Below are 18,061 nucleotides of genomic sequence, written 5' to 3'. Positions count from 1 at the left end.
CGCGTCCCCTGGGAATACCCGCATTCTCCTGCGGTGTCCACGAGGACGCGCACGCGACTCTCAGGCTGGCGCACGAGCCGTCGGAGGGGCCGTGCCGAATAGGATCCTCACGTGCCCCCCGAGTCCTCCGCGTCCGCCGATCTGCACCTGCACTCCGACCGCTCCGACGGAACGGAGACGCCGGCGACGGTCGTCCGCCAGGCGCGCCTCGCAGGACTCGCGACGATCGCGCTCACGGACCACGACACGACGCGCGGGTGGGACGAGGCATCGCAGGCGGCGCTTCGCGAGGGGATCGCGCTGCTGCCGGGCGCCGAGATCTCCTCGAAGCACCGTGGATTCAGCGTGCACGTCCTCGCCTACCTGTTCGATCCGACGCACCCGGAGCTGACGCGGCTCATGGCGCGCGTGCGCGACGACCGCATCGGCCGAGCCGAGCAGTTCGTCGAGAACCTCGCGCGGGAGTACCCGCTCACGTGGGACGACGTCATCGCGCAGCGGGCAGACGATGCGACGATCGGGCGTCCGCACATCGCCGACGCGCTGGTCGCGGGAGGGTTCGCGACGAGTCGCGAAGACGCCTTCCGAGGCCCGCTGAATCCGGCCGGCCGGCACTACGTCGGCCACTACGCGCCGGACCCCCTCGAGGTCGTCCGGCTCATCGTCCGGGCCGGGGGCGTCGCGGTGATCGCACATCCCGCCGGCCGAGGGATGATGCCGGACCGCATGATCCGCGCGCTCCTCGCGGAGGGCCTCGCCGGCTTCGAGCTCGGCCACCGCGAGAACGTGCGCTCCGGCGTCATGCACCTGCGGTCGTTCGTCGAGGCGCACGATCTCATCGTCACCGGCTCGAGCGACTACCACGGCGCGGGCAAGCCCAACCGGCTGGGGGAGCACACGACCGCCCCCGTGATGGTCGATCGCATCATCGCGGGGGCGTCAGGATCTGCCCCGATCCTCGGCTGACACGCCGAGAGGGGCGACCCATTCGGGCCGCCCCTCTCGGCGATCTCCTACGCGCCCTGCTGCGTCTGACCGGATGTGCGACGACGGCGGCGACGACGACGCGCCGCGGCGGGCTTGCCGTCGTGGTGCTCCTTGCCGGAGCCGTCGTGCGTGCCGTCGCCCGGCTGCTTCTCGGCGGGAGCGCCCTGCGGGGCGTCGCCGCTCGAGGACGGACGACGGCGCGACGGCGACTTGCCGGCCGGCTTGTCGCGATCCTTCTTCATCGGGGCGTCGACGATGCGGCCCTTCGTGCCCGCGGGAATGTTCATCTCCTCGAAGAGGTGCGGGCTCGTCGAGTAGGTCTCGACGGGCTCGGGCTGGCCGAAGTCGAGTGCACGATTGATGAGCGCCCACTTGTGCAGGTCGTCCCAGTCGACGAACGTGACGGCGATGCCCTCGCGTCCCGCGCGCCCCGTGCGCCCTGCGCGATGCAGGTAGGTCTTCTCATCGTCGGGGATCGTGTGGTTGATGACGTGCGTGACGTCGTCCACATCGATGCCGCGGGCGGCGACGTCGGTCGCGACCATGACGTCCCGCTTGCCCGCCTTGAACGCCGCCATCGAGCGCTCGCGCTGCTCCTGACCCATGTCGCCGTGCACGCCGCCGACATTGAATCCGCGGTCGCCCAGTTCGTCGACGAGCCGCTGCGCCTGTCGCTTCGTGCGCGTGAAGATGACGGACTTGCCGCGGCCCTCCGCCTGGAGGATCCGGCCGATGACCTCGTCCTTGTCCAGCTGGTGCGCGCGGTAGATGACGTGGCGGATGTTCGCCTGCATCAGCCCCTCGTCCGGATCGGACGCGCGGATGTGGATGGGGTTCGACATGAAGCGACGCGCGAGCGCCACGATCGGACCGGGCATCGTCGCGCTGAACAGCTGCGTGTGGCGCGTCTGCGACACCTTCTGGAAGATCTTCTCGATGTCGGCGAGGAAGCCGAGATCGAGCATCTTGTCGGCCTCGTCGAGCACGACCTCCGTCGCATTCGACAGGTCGAGGAGGCGCTGATTGGCGAGGTCGATGAGACGGCCGGGAGTGCCGACGACGATCTGCGCGCCCGCCTGGAGCTGCTCGATCTGGCCCTCGTACGCCTTGCCGCCGTAGATGGCGACCACGCTGGTCGAACGGCCGCTCGTGAGGAGATCCATGTCCTCGTAGACCTGGGTCGCGAGCTCGCGGGTGGGGACGACGATGAGGGCCTTCACGCCCGGCTCGGGGTCGAGCCCGAGGCGCTGCACGACGGGCACGCCGAAGCCGAAGGTCTTGCCGGTGCCCGTCTTCGCCTGGCCGATGATGTCCTGACCTGGGAGCGAGATCGGGATCGTCTGCTCTTGGATCGGGAAGGCGTCCTCGATGCCCTTCGAGGCGAGAGCGCCGAGGATGTCTTCGTCGACGCCGAGATCGGAGAAGGAGGTCATGTGGGAGTGCTGCCTGTCTCGGCGAAGCGGCGCACTTCCGGGCGCGGCTTTCGCCGGTGTCTACGTCCACGCCTCTACGTCTCTGCCACAGGCGCGGTGCCCCGATCCGATGCCGGGGCCGGATCCAGCGTACCCGGACAGGCCGGGCAAACCGGTGCGGGGCGACGGGGGACGCGCTCGCGACCTGTGGCATCGCCTAGGCTTCTGCCGTGGTCAACTGGTTCTGGAAGCGTCGGCGTCCCGCACGGATCCTGCGCCTCCGGTCGCGCGGGGAACGCGGCGACGCGACGCGCGTCGACTTCGAGGAACTCGCTCCGGACGTCGAGGTGTTCCTCGGGCAGGCGGCGTATCTGCAGCTCGGCTACTTCGAGACCCTCACGCGCCTCATCCGCCGCACGCCCGATCTCGTCGAGAAGGAGGCGCTGTCGCTGGCCGCGGGGGCGGCGCTGAGGAAGCACCGCGGAATCGTGGAGATCATCCGCGATCGCGGCGAGGATCCGACGGAGCTCATGCGCCCGTTCCAGGCATCGCTCGACCAGTTCCGGCGCAAGACGATCGGCGCGCGGCCGCGCGAGACGATGCTGACGGTACACATCACGGCCGGCATGCTCGATGACTTCTACCTGGCTCTCGCCTCGAGCTACGGCGAGACCGGACGCCGCGTCGCACGGGTGCTGCGCGCGGGGCACGAGCGGCAGCAGATCGCCGACATCCTGCGCACGACGATCGAGGACGATGACGAGATGCGCGGTCTGCTGTCGATGTGGGCACGTCGTCTCGTGGGCGACACGCTCCTCGTCGCGCGTGCCGCGCTGCGTCCGACGCGGCTGGACCTCGAAGACGAGCAGAAGGTCGAGCCGGTGTACACCGCGCTCGTGTCCGCGCACTCGCAGCGCATGGACGCGCTCGGTCTCGCGGCCTGAGGGCTCAGATGCTCAGGCGCGCGCGATCCGCGGCGTCGCGACGGCGTCGCGCACGTGTCACGAGAAGCGTGCCGGCGACGGCCAGGACGGCGGGGGCGACCAGCGAGATCGCCCAGGTCCACCCGCTCGACTCGCCGAGGACCCACGTGAGGACGGCGTAGATCGCCGCGGCGCTCGCGACCGCGAAGCTCGGCGCGAGCAGCGAGCCGCGGAGCTCGCGCCCCGGCAGCGTGAAGTGGGCCACGACGCCGACGGCGGCCGCGACGATGAGGGCGAGGAGGATGTACATCGTCGCCCTTGTCAGGCGACGAAGCCGACGCGGCGCGCCTCTTCTGAACCGATCTCGACGAAGGCGAGCGCGCTGGCGGGGACGACGTACGTGCGGCCCTTGACATCGGTGAAGGAGAGCGTCTTCGCGTTCTCGATGGCCTCGTCGATGCGGGTCGTGATGGCCTCCGGAGTCTCATCCGAGGCGAAGGTGAGCTCGCGGCCGGTGTTCATCATGCCGATGCGGATATCCACGGTCGTGCCTTTCGTCGCGCTGCGCGCCCCGATCGGAGCGCAACGTCAACTCTATGGCAGGTGCGAGCGCCCCGGCGCGGCCGCACGCTGACGGCGAACGGCGAGCCTCATCGTCGGAATGTCAGGGGTCGTCATTAGCGTGGGTCCCATGCTTCGAACCGAGTGGGATCCCGACCAGCTGGCGGTGCTCGATCTCGCCTGCGACGCGAGTGGCGCCGTCATCGGGGCGCCGGGCTCTGGGAAGACGGCCGTCATCGTCGAGCGCGTGGCACGGCTCCTGGGGGGCGCGGATCCCGCGTGCGCCGCCGACGAGGTCCTGGTGCTCACGCCGTCGCGCGCATCCGCGACGCGCCTGCGCGATCGACTCGGCGTGCGAGTCGACGTCGCGACGCCGGGGCCGCTCGCGCGCTCGGTCGGATCCTTCGCGTTCCAGATCGTCCGCGCCGACGCGGCCGTGCGCGGCGAGCCGGCGCCGCAGCTGCTGACGGGCGCCGAGCAGGACCGCATCCTCGCGCAGATCATCGAAGGCGACATCGCGGACGGGCGCATCGCGTGGCCCGAGCACCTCTCGCCGATCGTCCGCCGTTCGCGCGACTTCCGCTCCGAGTTCCGCGCGTTCCTCGACTCCGCCGTCGAGCTCGACGCGAGTCGCGAGGAGCTGCGCACGCTTCGCGGCGGTGCATGGGCGCCGCTCGCCGATCTCGTGGAAGAGTACGCCGCCGTCGTCCAGAGCCTGCGCACGCAGGCACGCGACGCGGCCGAGCTCACGAGCGACGCGGTGCGCGTCCTGCGGACGTCGAGGCGCGTTCCCGGAGTGGATCAGCTGCGTGTCGTCATCGTCGACGATGCGCAGGAGCTCACGCGCGGCGGCATCGCCCTCATCACCGCGCTGCGCGAACGCGGCATCACCGTGCTCGCGCTCGGCGACCCCGACATCGCGTCCGGTGCGTTCCGCGGCATCACGCCCGAGCTCTTCGGAGAGCTCTCGGCGGTGCTCGGAGACGTGCACGTCCTGCACGGCCAGCATCGACAGCAGCCCGAGCTCACCTGGCTCACGCGGCGAGTGACGCAGACGATCGGTGCCGCCGGGCGCGTCGACCATCGGCACGCACCGGGTGCTCCACCCGCGTCTTCGGGCGCGGCGACGGTCGTGCGCGCGGCGTCCCCCACCGAGGAGCTCGACCGGATCGCGCGCAGGCTGCGGGACTGGCATCTCACCGAGGGCGTCGCATGGAGCGACATCGCCGTGATCGCGCACGACAGTCGGCAGCTCGTCGCACTCGAAGCCGAGCTCGCGGCGCGCGATGTCCCGACTCGAGCGGCCGGCATGCCGCGTCCGCTCGGCAGCGAGCAGGCTGTGCGACAGATCGTCGAGATCGTCCGTCTCGGCCTCGAGGATCCGTCGGCACGAGACGATGAGGCGCTGATCGACGCCCTGCGCTCGCCGTACGGAGGGTTCGACGGAGTGGCGCTGCGCCGACTTCGTGCGCGACTGCGGCATGCCGAGCTCGAGCAAGGCGGTGCGCGTCCGGCGAGGGAGCTGCTTCGCGAGGGCTTCGCGCACGCGATTCCGTTCGCGCTCCTCGACACCCCGGAGGGGCGCTCGGCGGAGCGCTTCGCCGTCACTCTCCGCGACGTCCATCGCCGAGGGCGCGAGGGCGCGACGATCCACGAGCTCCTCTGGCACGTCTGGGACCGGTCGCGCACGCTGGAGGGGCGACGGGTCTCCGAGGTCTGGCGGCGCGCCGCGACCAGCCACGGGCCGTCGGCCGCAGAGACGTCTCGCGCGCTCGACGGTCTCGTCGCGCTCTTCGATGCGGCGAAGCGCGCCATCGAGCGCGACCCGAACGAGCGCCCCGAGCGCTTCATCCACGAGATCCTCGACAGCGACGTCCCTGAGGACACGCTGTCGGCTCCCGAGCGCGAGGCGACGGTCACGCTCCTCACGCCGGCCAACGCCCTCTCGACCGAGTACGAGGTCGTCGTCATCGCCGGGCTGCAGGACGGCGTCTGGCCGAATACGAGGCTGCGCGGCGGTCTCCTCGGCACGTGGCAGCTGTCAGAGGCCGTCTTGGCGGCGCGTGACGGGCGCGACGACACGCGCGAGGTCGCCCTCCTGGACCGGCGTCGGCAGGCGCTTCACGACGAACTGAGGCTCTTCGTGCGCGCTCTGTCTCGTGCGCGCCGGCGCGTCCTCGTCACGGCCGTCGACGACGACGGGTCCGTACCGAGCGCGCTGTTCGAGTACCTGCCGCCCGCCGAACCCGCGTCGGAGAGCGAGCATCCCCTCACTCTGCGCGGGCTGGTGGCGCACCATCGTCGTGTGCTCACGACGTCGTCTGACGAGCCCGAGAAGCAGGCTTCGGCACGGCAGTTGCGCACGCTCGCGCAGCACGGCGTGCCCGGTGCCGATCCGAACGAGTGGTACGGCGTGCGGCCGCCCTCGACGGATGCGCCGCTGCGCGATATCGAGAACGGAGCGGTTCGGGTGTCTCCCTCGCGCATCGAGGGCTTCGAGGAGTGCGGCCTCAACTGGGTGATCGCCGCGCTTGGCGGCGACACCGTGACGTCGCCGAGCGCGGGGCTCGGAACGATCCTGCACGCGGCTCTCGAGCGGGAGCCGGACGGGGGGCTCGACGCGCTCCGCGCCGTGGTGGACGAACGGTGGCATGAGCTCGACTTCGAGACGGAGTGGATCCGTTCGCGCGAGAGGCGGCGCCTCGACGAATACGTCCGGCGGCTCGATGCCTATCTGGCGAACGTGAAGATCGAACGGGGGCGCGTGCTCGCCTCGGAGGCGCCGTTCCGATACGCGCTCTCGCTGGAGGACGGGACGATCGCGACAGGCGACGATCTGCAGGCGCCGCGCCGTGCGATCGTCGGCGGCATCATCGATCGCGTCGAGGCGTATCCGCGTGCCGCTGGCGAGCACGCGGCGGCTCGCGGCCGAGGGTTCGAGGCCATGCGCGCGGCAGAGCAGTCCAGAGAGGAGAGCGTCGTGGTCGTCGATCTGAAGAGCGGCAAGCACGAGGAACGGGTGAGCGACGCGAAGGTCGCGGACGACGCGCAGCTCGCGGCCTATCAGATCGCGGTTGAGCAGGGCGCGGTCGCGGACGCCGAGCCCGCCGCGAACGCCGGTGCGCGCCTGGTCGTCGTCTCGAAGACGACGGCGAAGAGCCCCTACCGCGTCGCTCATCAGCACGCCCTCGTGGGGGAGGACCGGGCGGCATTCCTGCGTCGCGTCGCCGAGGCGGCGCGCGGCATGTCCGCCGCGTCGTTCACGGCGGCTGTCGACACCCACTGCACGGACGGCCAGTGGGCGCCGGTCTGCCGGATCCACACGATCAAGGCGGTGAGCGCATGAGCTGGGGTGCTGGGCACGGGCTGTCTGCCGACGTGATCGCCGACGCGCTGGGGCAGTTTCGCCCGACGTCCGCCCAGAGGCAGGTGATCGAGGCACCCGACGCACCGGCACTCGTGGTGGCGGGCGCGGGCAGCGGCAAGACCGAGACGATGTCGGCCCGCGTGCTGTGGCTCGTCGCGAACGGCCACGTGCGTCGTGACGAGATCCTCGGACTCACATTCACTCGCAAGGCCGCGGGCGAACTGGCCGAGCGCATCGCGAAGCGACTGGCGCAGCTCGACGAGTTCGGCGAACGCGGCCTCCTCCCGCATCTGCCCGAGATCGTCGCCGATGGCGCCCTGACGCGCATCGCGTCGGCGGCGACGCCGACGCAGCGCGAGACGATTCGTCGCGACGTTCTCGACGAGCTCGCGGAGCGCTTCGACACGGGCTGGGATCCGCACGGGCAGACCTCGGCCGAGTCGCTCCTCATCCGGCCACGCGTGGCGACCTACAACGCGTTCGCCGATTCCGTCGTGCGCGAGAACTCCTCCCGCATCGGCCGCGACCCCGACGCGGGCATGCTGAGCTCGTCGGCGGCGTGGATGCTCGCGCGTCGCGTCGCGATGCGCGCCGACGACATCGGGCTCGACGAACTCGAGAGCGGGCTCGGCGAGATCGTGCGCGCCGTGCAGTCGCTGGCGGGAGCGCTGCTCGACCACCGAGCCGCCCCCGACGCCGTGCGGCGCTACGCGCGAAGAAAGGCGGCCGAGTTCGCACCCTTCGTCGACGAGTCGATCGTCTCGACGCGCGACTGGGAGCGGGCGCACGCGGCGCTCACGGCGCTTCCGATACTCCTCGACCTCGTCGAGGAGTACACGCTCGAGAAGGCGCGACGCGGAGTGCTTGACTTCGCCGACCAGGTGTCCGGAGCTCTCGACGTGGTCGAACGCGCCGCCGACGTCGCGCACGAGCTCCGTGCCCAGTACCGCGTCGTCCTGCTCGACGAATACCAGGACACATCCGTCCTCCAGACGCGTTTTCTCGCCGAGCTGTTTCGCGATTCCGCTGTCATGGCAGTGGGTGATCCGCACCAGGCGATCTACGGATGGCGGGGAGCGAGCGCCGACAATCTGCAGGGGTTCGCTGCCGATTTCGCACGTGGCGTCACGGCTCGCCGCTACGACCTGATGACCAGCTGGCGCAACGATCGCGTCGTTCTGCGTGCGGCGAATCCTCTGCTGCGGCCGCTGCAGGTCCCCGGGCGCATGCCGGTGCACGCGCTGGAGCCCCGCGTCGGCGCAGACGAGGGACGACTCGAGGTCGCCTTCCGCGAGACCCTCGACGACGAGGCGACGGCCGTCGCCGACTGGTTCGCGCGGCTCCGCGCGGACCACATCCGTGACGACCCGCACACCGGCGCGATTCTGTTCCGCTCGAAGAAGCACATGCATGCCTTCGCGAACGCGCTCGCGGCGCAGGCGATCCCTCACCGGATCCTCGGGCTCGGCGGACTTCTCTCGGCGCCCGAGGTCACGGACGTGGTCTGCGCGCTGCGGGTGGTGCACGACCCGACCGAGGGATCCGCGCTCATCCGCTTGCTCGTCGGCCCGCGATTCGCCGTCGGTGTCGCCGACATGGGGGCGCTCTACGACCTGGCCGCTGATCTGTCGCAGAGGGACGGCTCGCTGATGCCGCTCCCGGACGAGGTGCGCGAGCGCGTGCGGGCGTCAGCGGGAATCGACGAGCAGGTGTCGATCGTCGATGCGCTCGACTTCCTGCGAACGGCTCGCGACGACTACCGCCTGCTGGCGGCGTTCTCTTCGGAGGGGCGCGCGCGGCTGCGTGAGGCCGCCGGCATGCTCGACCGGCTGCGGCGCGCGGCGGGCCAGCCGATACCCGATCTGCTGCGCATGATCGAGGCCGAGCTGCTGCTCGACGTCGAGCTCGCGGTCAACGAGTCGCGGGGACCCGCCCGCACCGCGTCGGCCCAGCTGAGGGCGTTCGCCGACGAGGTGCGCGGCTTCCTCGCGATCGATGACTCCGGCACGATCGGCAGCGTTCTCGCCTGGCTGGAGCAGGCGGAGCAGGCCGACGACCTCATGCCGCGAACCGAGCCGCCGCAGCCCGGCGTCGTGCAGCTCCTGACGATCCACGGGTCGAAGGGACTCGAATGGGACGCCGTCGCCGTCGTGCGCCTGGTCGAAGACGAGCTGCCGACGCGCGCGAAGGGGGTGCTCGGCGGCTTCGGATTCGGACAGCTGCCCTCCGAGTTCCGCGGGGACGCGAAGGCGCTGCCGCGATTCGAGTGGGCTGCCCCCGCCGTCCTCCCGGACGGCCAGGCGAAGAAGGCCGAGCAGAAGGAGCTGAAGGCGGCATTCGATGCCTTCAGACAGGCGAATCGCGAGCATCAGCGCGAGGAGGAGCGCCGACTCGCGTACGTTGCGGTGACCCGCGCCCGCGCCGACCTGCTGCTCACGGGATCTCACTGGTCGGGGCAGAAGAAGCCGCGCACTCCGAGCATGTTTCTCGAGGAGGTCCTCGACGAACTCGGTCTGCCGCCGGTCGAGCCGCTGCCCGACGACGCCGAGAACCCCTATGACGGCGAGGGAAGGACACTCGACTGGCCCCTCGATGCGCTCGGCGACCGTCGTGCGAAGGTGTCGACCGCGGCCGATCTCGTGCGCCGAACCCAGCCCGGTGATCCGACGCCCGAGCTCGCTCGACTCCTCGCCGAGCGCGAGGAGCGCGAGCGCGGCATCGTCGTCCCGATCCCCACGCGGGTGCCGGCGTCGAAGTTCAAGGACTACGTGACCGACTTCGACGCCACGCGCGACGAGCTCGTGCGACCGATGCCCGAGCGGCCCTATCGCCAGACCCGACTCGGCACGCTCTTCCACCAGTGGGTCGAGCACCGATCCAGTCTCGTGGGCTCCGCACCGACGCCCGACGATGCGCTCTGGGAGCTCGATGATGCGGATGAGCGCGCGGGCGAGTTCGAGGTGGTCTCGGAAGAGGACGAACGGGATCTTCAGCGCCTACGTGCCATCTTCGAGCGCAGCGAGTGGGCGGATCTCCAGCCGATCGCGGTCGAGACGGAGGTCGACTTCGCGCTCGGCCTCGACGGCGACACCCCGCACATCGTGATCTGCAAGCTCGATGCCGTCTACCGGCGCGACGATCGCGGGGGACGGATCGAGATCGTCGACTGGAAGACCGGCAAGGCGCCGAGCAATGAGACCGAGCGAGAGGAGCGCATGCTGCAGCTCGCGCTGTATCGCCTCGCCTACCACCGGCGGCACGGCGTGGCACTCGAAGACATCGACGTCGCGCTCTACTACGTGCCGGACGATCTCATCCTGCGCGACGAGCGCATCGTGGAGGAGTCGGAGCTGATCGCGCGGTGGCGGGCGGCCAGACGGCCGTGATGCGCGGTGTCAAGGACGATCGATGCGATCAGTCGCGACCTCGTGCTCATCGCCGTCCTGGTCGATGACCGCGTCGACAGGTCGAGTGGACTCCTCAGCCGTATCGCGTCGGGGAGGCGCGGCCTCCCACCGCTCATCGGAGTGGAGGCGGAGCTCGTCCGGATCGAACGCATCCGTGTGCATCGACGTGTCGCCGACCGACTTCTCGGTGCGCGGCATGCGGTCGAGGAGGGCGATCGCCTCGCTCACGTCGGCGCGGTCGCGCGCCGGGAGGTCCGCCAGGAGCGCGTCGTCGGCGAGGCCCGCGGAGAGCGACTCCAGCAGCTCGGCCGCGTCGTCCACGACATCGGAGCGATGCGCCTCGATTCCGTGCATCAGCCAGCGGGCGAACTCCAGCTCGGCGTGCAGACGCGCGCGCACTCGCAGGGCGTGGTCCGGTGCTCGCACCGACGCATCGGCGTAAGCGGCGATGATGTCATCGGACGCGTCGGGAGCGGCGGCCGTCCAGTGCAGATCGATGGCCGGGTCGCCGATCGAAAGCCCCTGCCAGTCGAGCACTCCCGCGACCCGCGGCACGTCGTCCGGGCCGTCGGCGAAGACGAACGACGTCGCCTGCGCGCCGCCGAGCACCACGGTCGACTCGTACTCCCAGATCCGATCGTCTTCGGCCGCCTCGCGCCACCGCACCATGAGGCGCACGGGCACGCGGCCGCTGCGTCCGATCGTGTCGAGCAGCTTCTCGAGCGCCGCGCGCGCATCCGCGGGGGAGCGCTCGGGCAGACCCGCCGAGCGCACGACCGACGGCGGCAGCGCATGGATACGCGCGACCGCCGTGCCGATCTCCTGCGCCACGCCGCGTCCCGCGGGGATGTGCGCGGCCTCGACCTGATAGCCGGGCAGGAAGCTCGTGACGACGACGCGTCCGTCGCCGAGCGCAGCCGACCCCATGACCTCCGGTGCGAGGAACGGCAGCAGGTCTCGCACACCGGGTGTCAGCGCACGGAGCGCGACGAGCTCCGCCTCGGCGTCACCCAGCGCCTCGTCGTCGACCGGAACGCGCACCGCGAGCTCCTGGCCATCGTCGAGGGTGACCACGGCGGCGTCGAACCTCCCCGCGCCCGACGCCGTGAGGGGTCTGGTCCCCGCGATCTCGGCGTCCGGCAGGGCGGCCGTCGCGGCCGCGGCTAGAGTGAAAGGGGAGCGTGCCATGCCGCCCAGACTAGGTCGGGCCGCACGCCCATCCGCCACGCCACGCCCCGCAGAGAGGGAGTCGATGACCGGTTCGGCACAGGACGACGTCTTCGATATCAGCGCTGACGAACGCACGACCCCCGGGGTCGTCGAGGCGCTGCGCGCCGATGCGGACACGCGCGTGCTCCTCGTTCACGGCGATCGCGTCCCGGTCTCGGAGCGTCACCGCATTGCGTTCTCCGCCGCGCGCGACGCCCCGTCGGAGGCGACGTGGGCGTTCCTCGGGCGCGACGATCGCGGGGCGGGCCTCCTCGCAGCGGTCGTCGGGGGAGACATCCCGCCGTCGACGCCCGAAGATGCGTCGGCATGGGCATCGTTTCGCGAGGTCGGCAGCAGGCTTCCCGCCGCACACGCGAGCCTCGCCACCGCGGCGATCGCGCTCGGGCGCTGGCTCGTCGACGCGTCGTTCTGCCCCGCCTGCGGCGAGCTGACGTCTCTGGAGACGGCGGGCTGGTCGCGTCGCTGCGGATCCTGCGCACGTGAGCACTTTCCGCGCACGGACCCTGCGGTCATCGTCGCCGTCACGAGCGCCGACGGCGAGCGGCTGCTGCTCGGCGCCAACGCGGCGTGGCGCGGCAGGATGTACTCGTGCTTCGCGGGGTTCATCGAGGCTGGCGAATCCGTCGAATCGACGATCCATCGCGAACTCGCGGAGGAGGCAGGCGTTCGAGTGCGGGACATCCGATACATCGATTCTCAGGCCTGGCCGTACCCGCGATCGCTCATGCTGGGTTTCCACGCCACGGCCGTCGACGACGCCGAGGCGCGCCCTGACGGCGACGAGATCATCGACGTGCGCTGGATGAGTCGCGACGAGGTCGCCCGCGGCCTTCGAGGCGAGGGCGATGTCGCGCTTCCGAGCAGCGTCTCGGTCGCGCACCGGATCATCCGCTCCTGGGTCGACGGGCAGGGGAGCACCGAGCGGTGAGCGTTCTCGAAGCGCTCGACGATCGTCAGCGCGCGGCGGCGGAGATCGTGCGCGGCCCCGTCGGCGTCCTCGCCGGTGCGGGCACAGGAAAGACGCGTCTCATCACGCACCGCATCGCACACGGTGTGGACGAGGGGACCTACACCCCGAACCGGGTGCTCGCTCTGACGTTCACGACCAAGGCGGCCGGAGAGCTGCGCGGGCGTCTGCGCCAACTCGGTGTGGTCGGTGTGCAGGCGAAGACGTTCCACGCCGCGGCGCTGTCCCAGCTCAACTACTTCTGGCCCACCGTTGCGGGCGACACGGCCCCGACGATCGTCGACAACAAGGTGCGCCTGCTGGCGCACGCCGCCGACTCGGTGCGGCTCGCACCCGATCGCAACACTCTCCGCGACATCGCCTCGCAGATCGAGTGGCGCAAGGTGACGATGCGCTCGATCGGCGAATATGCGGCGCTCGGACGCTCGGTGGGATCCGTCGGGGCGTCTGCGCTCGTCGACCTCATGGCCGCGTACGAGAAGCTGAAGGACGAGCGGCGCCAGCTCGACTTCGAGGACGTCCTGCTCGCCTGTGCGGGGATGATCGAATCCGAGCCTCGTGTCGCCATCGCGATCCGCGAGCAGTACCGCCATTTCACGGTCGACGAGTACCAGGACGTCTCCGCGCTGCAGAATCGCCTGCTCGAGCTTTGGCTGGGCGAGCGGCGGGACATCTGCGTGGTCGGGGATGCGAGTCAGACCATCTACTCCTTCGCGGGCGCCGACTCGCGCCATCTGCTCGACTTCGGCATCCGGTATCCCGACGCGACGATCATTCGCCTGGAGCGCAACTATCGTTCGGCGCCTCCGATTCTCGACGTCGCGAACGCGCTCATGCGCGACCGGCCGGGAGCGTTGCGTCTCGAACCGTCGGCACCGGACGCGCGTTCCCGCGCCGTGCCGTCGGTGTCGTCGTATGCCGACGACGAAGCGGAGGCAGACGGGGTCGCGGCCCGGATCCGCGACCTCGTCGACGGGAGGGAAGGCGAGCCGGTTCTCGCGAACGACATCGCTGTGCTCTACCGCTCGCACGCGCAGTCGGCGCTCATCCAACAGGCGCTCGCACGACGCGGCGTCGCGACGACTGTGCTCGGCGGGAGACGCTTCTTCGACATGCCCGAGGTGCGGCAGGCGATCATGGCGATCCGCGCGGCCGCCGTCGCCCCGACCGACCTCACGTTCTCGGAGAGCGTTCGCGACGTTCTGCGGGGACTCGGTCACACCGACGATGCTCCCGACGCCGGAGGCGCGCTCCGCGACGCGTGGGAGGCGCGCCAGGCGATTTTCGCTCTCGCACGGGAAGAATCGGACAGCGCGACCCTGCGCGGGTTCGCGGACCGCCTGCTCGCACGAGCGAAAGATCAGCACGAGCCGCAGCTCACGACGGTCACGCTGGCGACGCTCCACGCCGCGAAGGGGCTCGAGTGGCCCCACGTGTTCCTCGTGGGCGTCTCCGAGGGCCTCCTCCCGATCTCGTACGCCACGACTCTCGAAGGGATCGATGAGGAGAGGCGACTCGCCTACGTCGGCATCACGCGTGCCGAGAAGACGGTGTCCCTGTCGTGGTCATCGCGCGGGGGACGATCCGGCAGGCAGCCGTCGCGCTTTCTCGCGGAGATCGGCACAGACACGCTGCGTGCGGGCGATGCGACCGCCACCGCCGACGGCCGTCGGGTGAGACCGTGACGGACCGCGTGCGGTCGGCGTGCACGTCTGCGTCTCGCAGGATCCGTGCAGTGAGCGCCCCCGCCTGAGTTGCCAGGGACCGCGTCGCCTGCGCGTGTCCGGTCGGGGCGAGGAGCTGGGAAGCGATCGCGGGCCAGGCCGGATCGCGCTCCTTCTCGTGCTCCCAAAGGCAGGCGAGGCACGCCGTGAGACCAGGTTGCACGAGCGGTCCGACGGTCGCGCGGCTCGTCGACAGGGCGACCGGCAGATGCGGGACGTCGGCGACGATCAGCGCGTGCGCGAGATGCGGCGGCACGAGCTCGGCGCTCAGGACGATCGCGACGTTCGTCGGCTCGTCGGCGGCGGTCGCCGCCGTGCGACGGACGGGAGCGAAGCCCGCGCCCTCGAGCGCATCGAACACCCCGAGGACCGAGTCGTGCGCGATGCGGTCTGTCGTCACGAGCGAGATCTCGCGCGGAACGATCGTCTCGATCAGGACCGGCGCGAGTCGTGCGAGGAAATCGGACGCCTCGGGCGGCTCGGCGCCGAACGCGGTCGCGACGCCGGCGACGCGCCCCGTCGGAATGCCGCGCGCGAGCGCGTCGAGCAGCCTGAGCTGCCACGGTGCCGGGTCGTCGAGCACGAGGAACGCGGGGCGCGTGCCGATCTGCACGGCTCGCGCGTCGCGCCACAGCACCGGATACGCGGGGTCGAGCTCGATCGTGGTCATGCTGGGAGTCTGCCCGCTTGAGCGCGGGTCCAGACGGTTATCCACAGGGCAATCTCGAGGGCGCCGCTGTGGACGAGCGTGCGGTCAGACGGGACGCGGCCCGGCGGGACCCTCCCCGTCGGAGTCGGAGTCGGAGTCGGAGCCATCCGATGAGCCCTCTGCCTCGGCGAGCAGCTGCGCGAGCGCGTCGTCCAGCTCGTCACGCGGAGCCTCGTCGCCGCGCGCCGCGGCCTCGAGGCGCGCGATGAGCACGGACGGGTCGTCGATGTCCGAGGGCTCAGGGATGAGATCCGGGTAGTCCCACAGCCCGTCACGAGCTTCGATGCCGACCGCATCGCCGACCGCGCGCCACATCGCGGCGGCTTCGCGGAGACGGCGCGGGCGCAGCTGCAGGCCGACGAGCGCCGCGAGGGCATCCTCAGCGGGACCTCCCGCCGCGCGGCGGCGGCGCGTCGCCTCTCCGATGCGGTCGAGCGTCGGGATCCGGCTCGTGGCCTCGGCGGAGACGACGTCGACCCAGCCCTCGATGAGGGCGAGCATGTGCTCGAGACGCTCGAGCGCGTGCTTCTGCGCCTCGGTCTGCTGGGGGAGCAGGGCACCCGACTGGAGCGCCTGCTGCAGTTCCTCTGGCTCGGACGGATCGAAGCGGGCCGCGAGATCGTCGAGGGCGTCGGTGTCGACGTGGATTCCGCGCGCGTAGTCGCCGACCTGACTCATGACCTGCAGTCGCAGCCACCTCGCGTGGGTGAAGAGTCGCGCGTGAGCCAGCTCGCGTGCGGCGAAGTAGAGCGCGAGCTGATCATCGGGGATCTCGAGACCTTCGCCGAGATCCGCGAAGTTCTGCGGCAGAATCGCCGCGACGCCCGCCGGCATGACGGGCACGCCGACGTCGCCTCCCGACACGACCTCGCGCGAGAGCTTGCCGACGACCTGTCCGAGCTGCGAGGCGAAGAGCGATCCGCCCACCTGGCGCAGCATCCGGCTCGCGCCCTGCACCATCTGCTGCATCTCCTCGGGGGCCTGCGTGCGCAGGGCCTCCGTGAGCGCGTCGGCGATGCTCTCGGCGACCGGCTCAGCCATCTCCTGCCACACCGGAAGGGTCTGCTCGACCCACTCGCCGCGGGTGAGCACCTTCGGCGCCTCGCTGGTCGGCGCGATCGTCGTCGCCTCAGAGAGCCACAGGCCCGCGAGGTGGAACGCCTGGTCGAGGTCCGTGCGCTGCCCCTGCGTGACGCTCCGGCTCTCCTGGTTCGCAATGTGCAGGGCGCCGACGCGCGCCGCATCCCACGAGATGCCGTCGCCGCCGGACCCGCTGAAGGCGCTCTGGAACGCGCCCATCATCTGCTGCAGGGCGGCGGGATCCATCTCGATTCCCATGCGCTTGAGCTGTTCGGGGTCGATCCCGTCTGGGCCGAAGGGCGAACCGGCCCCGCCGGCGCCTCCGAGCATGCGCCGCAGCATCTCCTGGAAGTCGTCGTCGGGGGTGTTGTCGTCGGTCACGTCAGCCGCCTTTCCGTACGCTGTCAGCGCGTTCCGTGCCATCACGTTCTACGCTAATCGGATGCGTCGCACCTCAGGCGGCCTCCGGCCCGGCGAGGCTTACGCCTCCCGCGAACGGATCCGGCGGAGTACGACCGCGCGACGCGTGAAGGGAGCACCGTGACGCTGTTCGACGAGTCCGTGGCACAGGACCCCGCGCGGGAGCGCACCACCTCCGCCGGCTGGCCCCGCCGCACCGTCGTCGGCGCGATCGCGCTTCTCATCGCGCTCGCGATGCTCCTCGTCATGAGCTTCCTCCCGACCGACTACGTGCTGCAGAAGCCGGGGCCCGTGTACAACACGATCGGCAGCGTGACGATCGATGACGAGGAGGTGCCGCTCATCGAGGTCGATGGCGCGGACACCTACCCCACGTCGGGTGAACTGGATCTCACGACCGTGCAGGTCGTCGGCAATCGGGAGCACCCGATTTCGTGGATCGAGCTCGCGATCGCCTGGATGGATTCCTCGCGCGCCATCGTCCCGATCGACGTCGTGTTCCCCGAGGGGGTGTCGTCCGAGGAGCGTGAGGAGCAGAACGCGGTCATGATGACGGATTCCCAGGGTCAGGCGTCCGCCGCGGCGCTCACGGAACTCGGCTACGACGTCCCCGCCGATATCCGTGTGGTCTCGATCCCTGAGGGATCCCCCTCCGTGGGCGTGCTGAAGGAGGGCGATCGAATCGTCGCCGCTGACGGCGAAGAGCTGCATGATGTGACGGAGCTGCGCGAGATCATCAATGCCGGCGAGGGCGCCGACATCGAGCTGGAGATCGAACGCCAGGGGGAGCGCCGCACCGAGATGGTCGGGCCCGAGGAGATCCCGGGGGAGGGTGGGCCGATCTGGATGGTCGGCGTCAACCTCAGCACGACCTACGAGCTGCCGGTCGACGTGTCGATTCAGCTCGACAACGTCGGCGGACCGAGTGCCGGGATGATGTTCGCCCTCGGGATCATCGACGTCCTGACAGAGGAGGAGCTCACGGGCGGCGAGACGATCGCCGGCACCGGCACGATCACGGCGACCGGGGAGGTCGGTCCGATCGGCGGGATCCGTCAGAAGCTGCACGGCGCGCGCGACGAGGGGGCCGAGTTCTTCCTGGCGCCCTCCGCGAACTGCGGCGAGGTCGTCGGGCACGTCCCGGACGGTCTCCAGGTGGTGGAGGTGGAGACCCTCGAGAGCGCGCTCGAGGCCGTCGAGGCGATCGGCGACGGGGCCGCCGCCGATCTGCCGACCTGCTCGGCCGGCTGACGCACTCGCGCGTGGCCCTTCAG

12 protein-coding genes are annotated in these 18,061 nt (G+C 70.7%); 7 read left to right on the top strand and 5 right to left on the bottom strand.

Translation table 11 applies throughout. The features are described from left to right. Positions 1-111 precede the first annotated feature (111 nt). Positions 112-966, top strand: coding sequence for a PHP domain-containing protein (locus KOL93_RS10110; protein ID WP_221585239.1), 855 nt, complete (start codon positions 112-114; stop codon positions 964-966). A gap of 47 nt (positions 967-1,013) precedes the next feature. Here KOL93_RS10110 and KOL93_RS10105 read toward each other — a convergent pair whose 3' ends face one another. After that, complete coding sequence (locus KOL93_RS10105) at positions 1,014-2,420, bottom strand: DEAD/DEAH box helicase (RefSeq protein WP_221585238.1); 1,407 nt, start codon at positions 2,418-2,420, stop codon at positions 1,014-1,016. A 209-nt stretch (positions 2,421-2,629) separates the two neighbouring features. Here KOL93_RS10105 and KOL93_RS10100 point away from each other — a divergent pair, with 209 nt between their 5' ends. Continuing rightward, complete coding sequence (locus KOL93_RS10100; protein ID WP_221585237.1) at positions 2,630-3,343, top strand: ferritin-like fold-containing protein; 714 nt, start codon at positions 2,630-2,632, stop codon at positions 3,341-3,343. Positions 3,344-3,347: 4 nt separating this feature from the next. Here KOL93_RS10100 and KOL93_RS10095 read toward each other — a convergent pair whose 3' ends face one another. Beyond that, the gene (locus tag KOL93_RS10095; protein WP_221585236.1) at positions 3,348-3,632 is read right to left on the bottom strand and encodes a hypothetical protein; all 285 of its coding nucleotides are present in this window, start codon (positions 3,630-3,632) and stop codon (positions 3,348-3,350) included. Positions 3,633-3,643: 11 nt separating this feature from the next. Further along, positions 3,644-3,865 carry a DUF3107 domain-containing protein gene (locus KOL93_RS10090; protein WP_221585235.1) on the bottom strand — a complete coding sequence of 74 codons (222 nt, stop codon included), beginning with the start codon at positions 3,863-3,865 and terminating at the stop codon, positions 3,644-3,646. Between the two features lie 148 nt (positions 3,866-4,013). Here KOL93_RS10090 and KOL93_RS10085 point away from each other — a divergent pair, with 148 nt between their 5' ends. Both KOL93_RS10085 and KOL93_RS10080 read left to right on the top strand, forming a co-directional pair. Beyond that, positions 4,014-7,229: an ATP-dependent DNA helicase gene (locus KOL93_RS10085; protein ID WP_221585234.1), complete on the top strand. Its 3,216-nt coding sequence runs from the start codon at positions 4,014-4,016 to the stop codon at positions 7,227-7,229. Further along, positions 7,226-10,636 (top strand): ATP-dependent DNA helicase, encoded by a 3,411-nt coding sequence (locus tag KOL93_RS10080; protein ID WP_221585233.1) that lies wholly within the window; start codon positions 7,226-7,228, stop codon positions 10,634-10,636. Before KOL93_RS10085 ends, KOL93_RS10080 begins: the two co-directional genes overlap by 4 nt. Before the next feature lie 9 nt (positions 10,637-10,645). On the opposite strand, the gene KOL93_RS10075 is transcribed toward KOL93_RS10080, so the two are convergent. Then, on the bottom strand, positions 10,646-11,845 hold the full coding sequence (locus KOL93_RS10075) for a phosphotransferase (RefSeq protein ID WP_221585232.1): 1,200 nt from the start codon (positions 11,843-11,845) through the stop codon (positions 10,646-10,648). 64 nt (positions 11,846-11,909) lie between these two features. Here KOL93_RS10075 and nudC point away from each other — a divergent pair, with 64 nt between their 5' ends. Next, positions 11,910-12,815: an NAD(+) diphosphatase gene (gene nudC, locus KOL93_RS10070; RefSeq protein ID WP_221585231.1), complete on the top strand. Its 906-nt coding sequence runs from the start codon at positions 11,910-11,912 to the stop codon at positions 12,813-12,815. Then, positions 12,812-14,539: an ATP-dependent helicase gene (locus KOL93_RS10065; protein WP_221585230.1), complete on the top strand. Its 1,728-nt coding sequence runs from the start codon at positions 12,812-12,814 to the stop codon at positions 14,537-14,539. Before nudC ends, KOL93_RS10065 begins: the two co-directional genes overlap by 4 nt. 793 nt (positions 14,540-15,332) lie before the next feature. Here KOL93_RS10065 and KOL93_RS10060 read toward each other — a convergent pair. Then, a complete protein-coding gene (locus KOL93_RS10060; RefSeq protein ID WP_221585229.1) occupies positions 15,333-16,790 on the bottom strand; it encodes a zinc-dependent metalloprotease in 1,458 nt (485 codons plus the stop codon). A 117-nt stretch (positions 16,791-16,907) separates the two neighbouring features. On the opposite strand from KOL93_RS10060, the gene KOL93_RS10055 reads away from it, so the two are divergent. Further along, positions 16,908-18,038: a YlbL family protein gene (locus tag KOL93_RS10055; RefSeq protein ID WP_308291608.1), complete on the top strand. Its 1,131-nt coding sequence runs from the start codon at positions 16,908-16,910 to the stop codon at positions 18,036-18,038. The last annotated feature ends 23 nt before the right edge of the window (positions 18,039-18,061 follow it).

This window comes from Microbacterium salitolerans, assembly GCF_019720895.1.
GTDB lineage: Bacteria > Actinomycetota > Actinomycetes > Actinomycetales > Microbacteriaceae > Microbacterium.
Note: the sequence above shows the minus strand (reverse complement) of the source record. Positions and strands in the feature narration are given on the sequence as shown.

Coding starts and splice junctions, on each gene's coding strand:
- KOL93_RS10105 (WP_221585238.1), bottom strand. CDS start 2,420: ATGACCTCCTTCTCCGATCTCGGCGTCGACGAAGACATCCTCGGCGCT.
- KOL93_RS10095 (WP_221585236.1), bottom strand. CDS start 3,632: ATGTACATCCTCCTCGCCCTCATCGTCGCGGCCGCCGTCGGCGTCGTG.
- KOL93_RS10085 (WP_221585234.1), top strand. CDS start 4,014: ATGCTTCGAACCGAGTGGGATCCCGACCAGCTGGCGGTGCTCGATCTC.
- KOL93_RS10080 (WP_221585233.1), top strand. CDS start 7,226: ATGAGCTGGGGTGCTGGGCACGGGCTGTCTGCCGACGTGATCGCCGAC.
- KOL93_RS10075 (WP_221585232.1), bottom strand. CDS start 11,845: ATGGCACGCTCCCCTTTCACTCTAGCCGCGGCCGCGACGGCCGCCCTG.
- nudC (WP_221585231.1), top strand. CDS start 11,910: ATGACCGGTTCGGCACAGGACGACGTCTTCGATATCAGCGCTGACGAA.
- KOL93_RS10060 (WP_221585229.1), bottom strand. CDS start 16,790: ATGGCACGGAACGCGCTGACAGCGTACGGAAAGGCGGCTGACGTGACC.